Consider the following 9,619-nt stretch of genomic DNA (forward strand, 5'->3'; position numbering starts at 1 on the left):
AAGCGACTCTAATCATGGAATAACACTAAAAGAAGCGAAATCCAATTTCTCGTCCACCATCTGGTGATAGCCCTTGGCCATAAACGCCAGGTCAGAGGCGATGGCGATATAGGACGCGCCCAGGTCCCGGTATTTCCGGGCGGCCTCCGTGGTGCCCACGAAGATACCGAAGGGCTTTTCGTTTGCGTTGCAGGTATCAATGACCTGCCGCACCACCTGCTGGACCTCCGGATGGGCCGGATCCCCGGGATGTCCCAGAGACTGGCTGATGTCCATAGGGCCGGTGAACAGCACGTCAATATCCTCCCGGCGGCACAGCTCCTCCGTGTGGGCGGCGGCGCAGCTTTTCCTTCAGCTCCCGGGCAATCATTTGACGTACTCCTCCCGTTTGGGGGTAAAGATATCGAAGTTCACCAGAACCTCATCGCCCACCACCTCGGCATAGTGCATCAGATTGGGAGGGATCACCAGCATGCCGCCGGGAGTCAGACGGAACACCTGGTCCTCGATGTGGTAGTCGCACACGCCGGCGGCGATGTAAGCGATCTGCTCATAGGGATGCTTGTGGGGCCGGGGCTCATGGTGGGGCTGCAGCTCGTTCATGGCGAAGGTAGCGCCCTCGCCGGTGAAGGCCTTGCGGCGCACGCCGGGGCGCACCTCGGTCCAGGGCAGGTCCGCCCAGTTGGCACAATTGTAAATCATAACAGGTTCCTCCTTGATAAAATGTTCGTCCGGCCGGTCAGCGGGTCTCCAGGCCCAGCAGCCAGGCGGGATTGTGATAGGTCATGACCTCCATCTGCTCCTGGGTGAGGCCGCAGGCCTCCTGCAGCATGGAGATGAAGCGCAGCAGACCCTGAACGGGGCTGCCGTTGCCGTTCTGGCCATAGTCGGAGTCCGCCACGATCTTGTCCAGACCCACGGCGGCCACGATGTTCCGGGCCTCCTCGATCTCGTTGGAGTGGAACTTGGAATCCGGCACAAAGGCCACGGCGTTCAGCTCAATATAGGCCCCCAGGCGGCTCCAGGCCACCATATCCTCCAGAGAAGCGCCGATCATATAGTGGGGATGGTTCACCAGAATGCGCTGCACGCCCCGCTCCACGGCGGCATGGATCAGCGCGTCGATCTCGTCCCGGCTGCCGTGGCCGGTGGCCAGGATCACGTCGGGATGAGCCGCCAGATAGTCCAGCACCTCCAGCACCTGGGGCTGCAGGCTGCCGTCCTCCTGCAAGTACATGATGGGCTTTTCCGCCACGCTCATGCCCTTGCTGGCGGGGAAGGCCACGCCCTTGCCGGAGTGCATGATCTTGTGCCGCAGGGCGGACACCGTGGGCATCCACACCAGCTTTGCGCCCATGGCCACGGCGGCGTCCACCGCTTTCAGATTGATGCCGCCCACGGAGTTGTTCAGGGCGATGCCGCCGAACACCCGGCAGCTGCCGTCGCCCACATACTTTTCGGCGATATAGGCCGAGAGCATGGTGGGGCAGTAGTGGTCCTTCACCACAAAGGCGGAGAAGTGGTGCTGCTGGGCCTCCAGCAGCATTTGATGAGCTATTGGAAAACAACCGCCGTTTCAAGGAAAGCTCTTTGACGGAAAGCTCCACCTGAAATGAAAAGAGCCGCTTACTCCGATTGGGAATAAGCGGCTCGAACTCTATTCAGATGTATACGACCTTCAGCTTTTTTCGCTTTGCGCCGGTCAGCTTCACCAGCAAATCGTCAACGGCATCCGTGTATTTGCCTTGACGGATAAGCGCGTTTTTCAGGTCTATGAGGGATTTGATAACCTCCGACCGTTCCTGCTCGGTCAGATAGATATGATACTTCTGTTCTTTCATTGTCCGGCACCTCCTGACGCTTCCATTATACTCCGGCAGTTGCAAAAACGCAAAGATGCGATTATACCATATATGCGGATAGCAACAAGGCTCCAACCTTGCCGGTTGAAGCCCTGTTGCTGCCTTTGCGAATGCCACTTTTCTGTTCGTTTGAAATTATCGCCTTAGTGGGCTGTGCCATTGTGCAGACTCCCTACTTGACCGGTGTACTTGTTGTAAAATTTTTCTTATTTCTGGGAGAGCGGAAGGAAGCCGCTGCCCTGGGTGCGGATCTCCCGCAGATAGTTGTACAGGGTGGCCTGTGAAATGTCCAGCAGCTCGCAGACCTGGGGCACCGAGTCCTTCAGCTGGAACACGCCCTTCTCCTCCAGCTTGCGTAGGATCCGCAGCTTGACCTCTTTGGAGCCCAGGGCCGAGGGCTTGCCCACGGTTTTGATGATGTCGGCGATGACCAGCTTGGAATAGTCGGCGATGGTCAGGTCGGAGCCTATGGCCTCCGGCGAGTCGAAGGGCATCACGTTCATCAGCGAGTCCAGCATCTTCTTGGCCTGGTCCAGGGCCGTCAGGTTCACCGTGAAGCACAGCATGGCCTCATACGCCCCGTTTTCGTCAAAGAACATCATGGTGGTGGACTTATGCAGCTCGCCGTTGTTCTTCCGGGTCAGGCGCACCACCGTGCCGTTGTTGGCCCGGGTCTCGTCCTCGAAATATTTGAACACGCTCTCCTCCATCTGCTGGCCCTGTTCCCGGCCGGAGATGTGCCCGTTGGCGATATAGGCGATGCGGTGGTCGCCGTCGTGCACCACGGCCTCGCAGGTTTCGCCCAGCGACAGCGCAATGCCCTTGGCGATCTGAATCAGTCTGTTTACCATATCCATGGAGGGGTTCCCTTCTCTTTGAAAAATTCTTACAAGTATTATACCATATCCGGATGAAAATTCCAACATTTCCCCATGTAAAATTTCGCCGCGCAAATGCGCACCCGGCGTGGAGGGCCGGGTGCGCATCTGCATGGTATGGGAAAAATGAGGAAGAAAATGTGCGGTATAAGGAGAGAAAGCGCCGGGGAGTGGAAAGGCGTCTCCCCGGCGCGTGATAAGGTCAGACGCTCTGCAGACCCACCTGATAGGCCTTCAGGTTGGCCTCCAGGAATTTGGCGGGCACCTTCCTGCGGATCAGGGCCGTCCAGTCATACTGCTCCAGGCCCAGCTTCTTCACCAGAGCCCCCAGCAGGATGATGCTGGCCACGCGGATGGTGCCCAGCTGCTGGGCCAGCTCCGTGGCCCGGATGGGGCACACATGCTCCACCGTCTGCTGCAGCTGCTCAATGGCATCGTGGGGATAGGAGGCCTTGCCCATTTTCACGGGGATGGGCAGGATCTCGTTGTCGTTGACGATCAGGGTGCCGCCGGCCTTCAGCAGCTTCAGCCAGCGCAGGGCCTCGATCTTCTCAAAGGCCACCACCACGTCGGCCTCGCCGTCGGCGATGATGGGGGCGTACACGGCCTGGCCATACTTGACCATGCAGTTGACGCTGCCGCCCCGCTGGGACAGGCCGTGCTGCTCGTTTTTTTTCACGTCGAAGCCCAGGTCCACCAGGCCCTCGATGAGGATATCAGAGGTCAGAACGGTGCCCTGACCGCCCACGCCCACAATGGCGATGGATCTCGTGTTGGACATATCACTCGCCCTCCTTCTCAATGGCGCCGAAGGGGCAGATCTGCTGGCAGATGGTGCACCCGTTGCAGTCCTCGGTGGAAATGGACACGCCGTTTTCACCCACCGTCAGGGCGGGGCAGGCGGTCTTGTTGATGCACACCTTGCAGCTGCGGCACTTGTCGGCGTTGACGCGGCAGTGCTGGCCCTTGCGGTGGGCGATAACGCTCTTGAGCAGGGCGCAGGGCTGGCGCACGATGACCACAAACAGGTCCTCGGCCTCATAGGCCTCCTTCACCACGGCGGCGGTGGCCTTCAGGTCATAGGGGTCCACGGTGCGCACGTTCTCCGGCTTCACGCCGCAGCCCAGCACCAGGGTCTTGATGTCCACGGCGGTGGTAACGTCCTTCATCAGGGTCACGCCGGTGACGGGGTTGTCCTGGTGGCCGGTCATGCCGGTGGTGCTGTTGTCCAGGATGAAGATGCTGGTCTTTGCGCCGTTATACACGGCGTTGATCAGGCCCGTAATGCCGGAGTGGAAGAAGGTGGAGTCGCCGATAAAGGAGAATACCTTCAGACCCCGCTGGGCAAAGCGCTCCACCCGCTCGAAGCCGTGACCGGCGGTGATGCTGCCGCCCATGTCGATCTGGGTGTGGGTCACGCTGAAGGGAGGGTTGATGTTCAGGGCATAGCAGCCGATGTCGCCGGTGGCCACGATCTTGCCGTTATACTTGCTGATCTCGTGATAGATGCCCCGGTGCGGACAGCCTGCGCAGAAGCTGGCCGGGCGCACCGGCGCCTGAACGGGAGCCTCATAGGCGGCGCTGACGCCGGGCAGGCCCAGAGCCCGCCGGATGATGTCGGCGGAATACTCCAGATACAGGGGCAGAACCGCCTTGCCGGTGCACTCGATGCCCAGACCCCGGACATAGTCCTCGATAAACGGGTCCAGCTCCTCCAGAACATAGAGCTTGTCCACCTGGGCGGCAAACTCCCGGATCTTGCGGTCGGGCATGGGATAGGTGAAGCCCAGCTTCAGATAGGAAGCGCCGTCGCCGAACACCTCCCGGGCGTACTGATAGCAGATACCGGCGCAGATCACGCCGATCTTGGTGTCGTGCAGCTCCACACGGTTCAGGTCCGTCTCGTTGGAGAACTCCTGCAGCCGCACCAGCCGCTCCTCCACGGTCTTGTGCTTGTTCCGGGCCAGGGCGGGGATGTTGGTGTTTTTCATGATGTCCCGCTCATAGTGCTTCACGGGAACCTCCACCCGGTCCTCCAGGGTGACGATGCTGCTGCCGTGGTTTACCCGGACGGTAGTGCGCAGCATGAAGGGGGTGTCGAACTGCTCGGACAGCTCAAAGGCCCGCTTGGTGAAGTCCTTGCACTCCTGGCTGTCGGCAGGCTCCAGCATGGGCATCTTCATGTGGGGGGCGAAATGACGGCTGTCGGGCTCGGTGCCGGAGCTGTTCATGCCGGGGTCGTCGGCGCAGACATACACCAGGCCGCCGGTGGCGCCGATATACACGGAGGGGAACACCGCGTCGGAGGCCACGTTCATGCCGAAGTGCTTCATGGCCGCCATGGCCCGGGTATCCGGCCACCCGCTGCTGCCCCGCTATGGCCGCACCCACACCCTGAACCACAAGCGGGTGGCCCGCACCGTGGCCCAGGAGCTGCAGCCCTTCGCCAACGTGCTGGACCAGGCGGACTACCGCGCCGGGGTCATTGCCCGCTGCCTGGAGCAGGCCGGGCTCAGCGGCCAGGTGGACGCCATCGTCCTCACAGGCGGCGTCATCTATTCCCAGGCCTTCCGGCAGCTGCTGCTCTCCCGCATCTCCTATCTGGGCCGGGTGATCTGCAAGCCCGGCGAGGAGGAGATGGACAGCCTGGCCTATTACCTCAACGCCGTCCTCACCGGCGAGCTCCAGCCCAAGGAATATAACTGATTACATCATTACATATAAGAAAGGAACCTCCCGCTATGGAACAGATCCGCAATTTTGACCAGCTGCTGCAGGCAGCCCTGGCCCACGGCCGCAAGGGCATCGCCGTGGCCCGGGCCCTGGGCATCGAGACCCCCAAGGCCGCCTGCCTGGCCGCCGTGGAAACGGTGAACCCCAAGATGCAGGCCACCGTGGACGCCGCCTGCCTGTGCAAGATGGCGGACCGGGGGGCCTTCCCCGGGGCCGTGGTGGAGGGCCCCTGGCCATGGACAACATCCTCTCCGCCGAGGCTGCCAGGAAAAAGGGCATCGACTCCCCGGTGCCCGGCCATGCCGACATCATCCTGGCCCCGTCCATCGAGGTGGCCAACACCTTCTCCAAGACCCTGAACTATCTGATGCACTCCTCCAACGCCGGCATCGTTATGGGAGCCGCCGCCCCCATCATCCTGCCCTCCCGGGCCAGCGACCCGGCGTCCAAGTATGCCTCCCTGGCCATGGGCGTGCTGCTGGCCAAGTAAAAATTCCGCAAAGACCCACTCACAGACGCAGAGCACCCCCGGGGCATCGCCCCGGGGGTGCTCTGTATTTTTGTCCCGCTTTATCCCGGGTCTGTCCCGGGGGTGTCCCGCCCTGTTCCGGGACCGTCCGCGGAGGTTTTACAGCCGGACGCCGCTGTCCACCACCACGGCCCGGGCATAGGCCAGCTTCAGGTCGTGGCTCAGCTGCATGGGGGGCAGTTGCTGGCGGATGTGCTCCACCGGCACGCCGAACTGCCGGGACATCTCCTGATACCGGCGCTCCACGTCCTCATCCGTGACGCGGATATGCTCCAGCCGGGCGATCTCCGTCATGGCCAGCTCATACCGGGCGGACTCCAGGGCGTTCTCCCGGGCGTGGGCCCGAAGGTCCTCCTCCGTCATGCCGGCCATCTGCAGATAGTCGGACAGGGACGCGCCCTGGCTCATCAGGCGGCTTTCCAGCTCATGCAAAAGCCCGGTGAGCTGGCTTTCCACCATGGAATCCGGGACCCGGACCTCCATGCCGTCCAGCACCTGGCGCACCAGGGCGTCGGCGTAGGCGTCCCGGGCCTGGGCCTCCTTGCGCTGGAGGGCGGCGGACATGATGGCCTGGCGCAGGGCCGCCGCGTCGGAAAAGCCCTGGGCCCGGGCAAATTCGTCGTTCAGCTCCGGCATACTGCGGCGGACGATGCGGTGGGCCTTCACCCGGAACACCGCCGCCTTCCCCGCCAGCTCCGGGGTGTACTGCTGGGGGAAGGTCACATGGATCTCCCGCTCCTCCTCCGGGCGGATCCCCGCCACCTGCTCCTCGAAGCCGTCGATGAACATGCCGCTGCCCAGCAGCAGGGGATAGTTCTCGGCCTTGCCGCCGTCGAAGGGCACGCCGTCCACGGAGCCGTCGAAGTCCAGGGTCACCTCGTCGCCCATGGCGGCCCGGTCCCGCTCCTCCTCCACCAGGTGGGCCTGAAGCCACTCGCTTTCGGCCTTGTCCACATCGTCGTTGGACAGCTCCGCCTGGGGCATGGGGGCGGCCAGGCCCTTGTACTTGCCCAGCTTTACCTCCGGATACAGCTCCGCCAGGGCGGCGAAGGTGAAGCCCTCCGGCCCGATGTCCACGATGCGCAGCTCCGGCGCTCCGGCCACCAGGATCTCCTCCTGGCCGAAGGCCTCCACCAGGGCCCGGGGGAAGGTCTCGTTCACCGCCTCCTGATAGAACACGTCCGGGGCGTAGGCCTGCTCCAGAGCCTGGCGGGTGGCCTTGCCGGGGGCGCAGCCGTCCACGGGGTACAGGTCCCGGTTGGCCTGATAGGCATCGTCCAGGGCCTTCTGCCACTCCGGCTTCTCCACCCGGATGGTCAGCTCCACCCGGTTGTTTTCCTTCATCTCTTTGTTCAGTACGGTCATGGATGCTCCTCCAAATTTATGATCTTGTCCCCTATTATACCGGAAAAGCCCCGCCGCCGCAACCGTTTCCAATTGTAAAAAAACTGTGACATATATCACTTTCCCCTTTTCTTTTTCCGCGCATTATGGTATCATCTATTGCACTATCACTTTCGGAGGAATACCATGGAAACCGTTAAGAAATTCATCAAGGAACACCCGCATATGTGGTGGGGGCTGTATCTGCCGGTGTACCTGACCATGTTTTTCATCATCGAGCATCTCATCACCGACAACTACTGGGCTACCCAGACGGCCATCGACGACTATATTCCCTTCTGCGAGTGGTTCATTTTCCCCTATGACGCCTGGGCCTTCCTGCTGGTGGCCATCGGCCTGTACCTGATCATCAAGGACGGCGAGGGCTTCCGGCGGTATATGTGGACCATTATGATCACCTTCACCACTGCCACGGTGTTCTGTGCCCTGGTGCCCAACGGCCAGGACCTGCGCCCGGCGGTAATGGAGCACCACAACATCGCCGCCTGGCTGCTGCAGAACACCTATGCCCTGGACACCAACACCAACGTGTTCCCCAGCGTCCATGTGCTGGGGGTCATCGCGGCGGTGTCCGCCGTGTGGCACACGCCGGGTCTGCGGAAGTGGGGCTGGCGCGCGGGGTCCCTGGCCCTGGGCATCGTCATCATCGCCGCCACGCTGTTTGTCAAGCAGCACGCCTTTATTGACGTTCTGGCGGGCCTGTTTGTGGGGGCTTTGGGCGATATCATCGTGTACGTCGTCATCGGAAAGAAAAGAGACCGCCTGATGGCGGAAGGAAAGAGGCTGCGCTATGGAAGCTGTCAAAACGCCGATTCTTGAGGGGATCACCCTGGAGGAGCAGGAGCAGATGCGGCTGTGCTTCGGGGTGCGGGAGGAGCGCTTCCGGGCCGGAGAGACCGTGTATGACTTCGCCGAGGGGCGGAAGTATCTGGGCCTGATCGCCCGGGGCAGCGCCGTGATCCAGCGCATCGACCGCCAGGGGAGCCGCACCATTCTGGAGCACCTGGAAAGCGGCGGCGTGTTCGGGGAGATGCTGATGTTCGAGAACGTGGCCGGAGACAGCATCACCGTAATCGCCGAGGAGCCCTGCCGGGTGTGGTTCATGCAGGACGAGCACATGACCCGCCGCTGCGAAAAGGCCTGCGCCCATCACAGCCGCCTGGTGGAGAATATGTTCCACATCATGACCGAAAAGGCCGCCGCCCTGTCCGAGCGGGTGGAGGTCCTCAGCCGCCGCAGCATCCGGGAGAAGCTGCTGTGCTATTTCGGCCTGCTGGCCGGACAGCGGCAGAAGCCCAGCTTCCAGCTGCCCTTCTCCCTCAGCGCCCTGGCGGACTATATCTCCGCCGACCGCAGCGCCATGATGCGGGAACTGAAGAAGATGAAGGACGAGCACCTGGTGGAGGTGGCCGGGCGGCAGGTGACCCTGTGCACCCCGGCCCGGTAAGGGGCAGCGCAGCCTGTCGAAAAAAAACAGATATTTTGTAAATTAATGCTTGACATTTCTGGCAGTCATGCTATAATAAACAAGCATTCGATTTGAGGCTGATTTGCGAGTGTGCTGGAATAGGCAGACAGGCAAGCTTGAGGTGCTTGTGTTCGACTGGACGTGTGGGTTCAAGTCCCATCACTCGCACCACTTTCCTCTTTCGTCTGTGGGAAAAGAACTTCGGATATGCGCGAGTGGTGGAATTGGCAGACTCGCTAGATTCAGGTTCTAGTGCTCATTACGGGCGTGCGGGTTCAAGTCCCGCCTCGCGCACCACTTCTTTTCCCCAAAAAAACTTCATTCATGCGCGCGAGTGGTGGAATTGGCAGACTCGCTAGATTCAGGTTCTAGTGCTCATTACGGGCGTGCGGGTTCAAGTCCCGCCTCGCGCACCAAATCGGACACCAATTTTGATACGATGGGTATCAGGTTGGTGTCCGATTTTTTTGCGCCATGGGGCGGCCGGTTTTGCATGAGTCGGCACAGCGTGTTTTCGCATGCTGTGCGTTGGCGCAGCGCACGGGATCCCTGATTCCATTTTTTTAATCAAGAATCACGTGTTAGAAAAGTGTTAGAAACCCGCCGGGTAAGGTCCCTGCGAAAGCAAAAAAGAAGTCCCGAAACCTTACGGTTTCAGGACTTCTTCGTGTCATAACTCAACACTATAGATTTTTTCGAAATTTGCTTTAAAAAAACGTCGTATGACAGCAAGAAAAACTTGATG

Annotated in this window: 13 protein-coding genes and 3 tRNA genes; 8 read left to right on the forward strand and 8 right to left on the reverse strand. The window is 61.0% G+C overall.

Features of this window, described 5'->3' with window-relative positions; all coding sequences use genetic code 11:
- Nucleotides 1-12: 12 nt before the first annotated feature.
- The 7 genes from LKD37_RS15730 to LKD37_RS15760 form a co-directional block, all read right to left on the reverse strand.
- Nucleotides 13-318 carry an aldolase/citrate lyase family protein gene (locus tag LKD37_RS15730; protein ID WP_302930053.1) on the reverse strand — a complete coding sequence of 102 codons (306 nt, stop codon included), beginning with the start codon at nucleotides 316-318 and terminating at the stop codon, nucleotides 13-15.
- Nucleotides 319-366: 48 nt separating this feature from the next.
- Nucleotides 367-702, reverse strand: coding sequence for a cupin domain-containing protein (locus LKD37_RS15735; RefSeq protein WP_302930043.1), 336 nt, complete (start codon nucleotides 700-702; stop codon nucleotides 367-369).
- Between the two features lie 37 nt (nucleotides 703-739).
- Entirely contained in the window at nucleotides 740-1,546 is an 807-nt protein-coding gene (locus tag LKD37_RS15740; RefSeq protein ID WP_302930044.1) for a DUF6282 family protein, read from the reverse strand.
- A gap of 115 nt (nucleotides 1,547-1,661) precedes the next feature.
- Nucleotides 1,662-1,841 (reverse strand): hypothetical protein, encoded by a 180-nt coding sequence (locus tag LKD37_RS15745; protein ID WP_302930045.1) that lies wholly within the window; start codon nucleotides 1,839-1,841, stop codon nucleotides 1,662-1,664.
- A gap of 227 nt (nucleotides 1,842-2,068) precedes the next feature.
- Nucleotides 2,069-2,713: a helix-turn-helix transcriptional regulator gene (locus LKD37_RS15750; protein ID WP_302930046.1), complete on the reverse strand. Its 645-nt coding sequence runs from the start codon at nucleotides 2,711-2,713 to the stop codon at nucleotides 2,069-2,071.
- Nucleotides 2,714-2,942: 229 nt separating this feature from the next.
- The gene (locus LKD37_RS15755) at nucleotides 2,943-3,521 is read right to left on the reverse strand and encodes an indolepyruvate oxidoreductase subunit beta (RefSeq protein ID WP_302930047.1); all 579 of its coding nucleotides are present in this window, start codon (nucleotides 3,519-3,521) and stop codon (nucleotides 2,943-2,945) included.
- A gap of 1 nt (nucleotide 3,522) precedes the next feature.
- The gene (locus LKD37_RS15760) at nucleotides 3,523-5,082 is read right to left on the reverse strand and encodes a thiamine pyrophosphate-dependent enzyme (protein ID WP_302930048.1); all 1,560 of its coding nucleotides are present in this window, start codon (nucleotides 5,080-5,082) and stop codon (nucleotides 3,523-3,525) included.
- On the opposite strand from LKD37_RS15760, the gene LKD37_RS15765 reads away from it, so the two are divergent.
- From LKD37_RS15765 to LKD37_RS15775, 3 genes are read left to right on the forward strand one after another with little or no spacing between them, the layout of a single operon-like run.
- Entirely contained in the window at nucleotides 5,057-5,446 is a 390-nt protein-coding gene (locus tag LKD37_RS15765; RefSeq protein WP_302930049.1) for an acetate and sugar kinases/Hsc70/actin family protein, read from the forward strand. The genes LKD37_RS15760 and LKD37_RS15765 overlap by 26 nt on opposite strands.
- A 35-nt stretch (nucleotides 5,447-5,481) precedes the next feature.
- Nucleotides 5,482-5,832 (forward strand): hypothetical protein, encoded by a 351-nt coding sequence (locus LKD37_RS17775; protein ID WP_302930055.1) that lies wholly within the window; start codon nucleotides 5,482-5,484, stop codon nucleotides 5,830-5,832.
- Nucleotides 5,751-5,963, forward strand: coding sequence for a phosphate acyltransferase (locus LKD37_RS15775; RefSeq protein ID WP_302930054.1), 213 nt, complete (start codon nucleotides 5,751-5,753; stop codon nucleotides 5,961-5,963). Before LKD37_RS17775 ends, LKD37_RS15775 begins: the two co-directional genes overlap by 82 nt.
- Nucleotides 5,964-6,101: 138 nt before the next feature.
- Here LKD37_RS15775 and tig read toward each other — a convergent pair whose 3' ends face one another.
- Nucleotides 6,102-7,367 carry a trigger factor gene (gene tig / locus LKD37_RS15780; RefSeq protein ID WP_302930050.1) on the reverse strand — a complete coding sequence of 422 codons (1,266 nt, stop codon included), beginning with the start codon at nucleotides 7,365-7,367 and terminating at the stop codon, nucleotides 6,102-6,104.
- Between the two features lie 165 nt (nucleotides 7,368-7,532).
- Between tig and LKD37_RS15785 the strand changes: the two genes are divergently transcribed.
- The 5 genes from LKD37_RS15785 (at nucleotide 7,533) to LKD37_RS15805 (ending at nucleotide 9,290) form a co-directional block, all read left to right on the forward strand.
- Nucleotides 7,533-8,225, forward strand: coding sequence for a phosphatase PAP2 family protein (locus LKD37_RS15785; protein WP_302930051.1), 693 nt, complete (start codon nucleotides 7,533-7,535; stop codon nucleotides 8,223-8,225).
- Nucleotides 8,197-8,853 carry a Crp/Fnr family transcriptional regulator gene (locus tag LKD37_RS15790; protein ID WP_302930052.1) on the forward strand — a complete coding sequence of 219 codons (657 nt, stop codon included), beginning with the start codon at nucleotides 8,197-8,199 and terminating at the stop codon, nucleotides 8,851-8,853. The genes LKD37_RS15785 and LKD37_RS15790 overlap by 29 nt, the downstream gene beginning before the upstream one ends.
- A gap of 105 nt (nucleotides 8,854-8,958) precedes the next feature.
- A tRNA-Leu gene (locus tag LKD37_RS15795) sits at nucleotides 8,959-9,045 on the forward strand.
- Between the two features lie 38 nt (nucleotides 9,046-9,083).
- Nucleotides 9,084-9,171 (forward strand) — tRNA-Leu (locus LKD37_RS15800).
- Nucleotides 9,172-9,202: 31 nt separating this feature from the next.
- Nucleotides 9,203-9,290, forward strand: a tRNA-Leu gene (locus tag LKD37_RS15805).
- The last annotated feature ends 329 nt before the right edge of the window (nucleotides 9,291-9,619 follow it).

This window comes from Brotocaccenecus cirricatena, from assembly GCF_020687045.1.
Lineage (GTDB): Bacteria > Bacillota > Clostridia > Oscillospirales > Oscillospiraceae > Vescimonas > Vescimonas cirricatena.

Bases quoted from the DNA above. Each gene is read 5' to 3' on its own strand.
- LKD37_RS15735 (WP_302930043.1), bottom strand. From the start codon at position 702: ATGATTTACAATTGTGCCAACTGGGCGGACCTGCCCTGGACCGAGGTG.
- LKD37_RS15740 (WP_302930044.1), bottom strand. From the start codon at position 1,546: ATGCTGCTGGAGGCCCAGCAGCACCACTTCTCCGCCTTTGTGGTGAAG.
- LKD37_RS15745 (WP_302930045.1), bottom strand. From the start codon at position 1,841: ATGAAAGAACAGAAGTATCATATCTATCTGACCGAGCAGGAACGGTCG.
- LKD37_RS15750 (WP_302930046.1), bottom strand. From the start codon at position 2,713: ATGGTAAACAGACTGATTCAGATCGCCAAGGGCATTGCGCTGTCGCTG.
- LKD37_RS15755 (WP_302930047.1), bottom strand. From the start codon at position 3,521: ATGTCCAACACGAGATCCATCGCCATTGTGGGCGTGGGCGGTCAGGGC.
- LKD37_RS15765 (WP_302930049.1), top strand. From the start codon at position 5,057: ATGCCGAAGTGCTTCATGGCCGCCATGGCCCGGGTATCCGGCCACCCG.
- LKD37_RS15760 (WP_302930048.1), bottom strand. From the start codon at position 5,082: ATGGCGGCCATGAAGCACTTCGGCATGAACGTGGCCTCCGACGCGGTG.
- LKD37_RS17775 (WP_302930055.1), top strand. From the start codon at position 5,482: ATGGAACAGATCCGCAATTTTGACCAGCTGCTGCAGGCAGCCCTGGCC.
- tig (WP_302930050.1), bottom strand. From the start codon at position 7,367: ATGACCGTACTGAACAAAGAGATGAAGGAAAACAACCGGGTGGAGCTG.
- LKD37_RS15785 (WP_302930051.1), top strand. From the start codon at position 7,533: ATGGAAACCGTTAAGAAATTCATCAAGGAACACCCGCATATGTGGTGG.
- LKD37_RS15790 (WP_302930052.1), top strand. From the start codon at position 8,197: ATGGAAGCTGTCAAAACGCCGATTCTTGAGGGGATCACCCTGGAGGAG.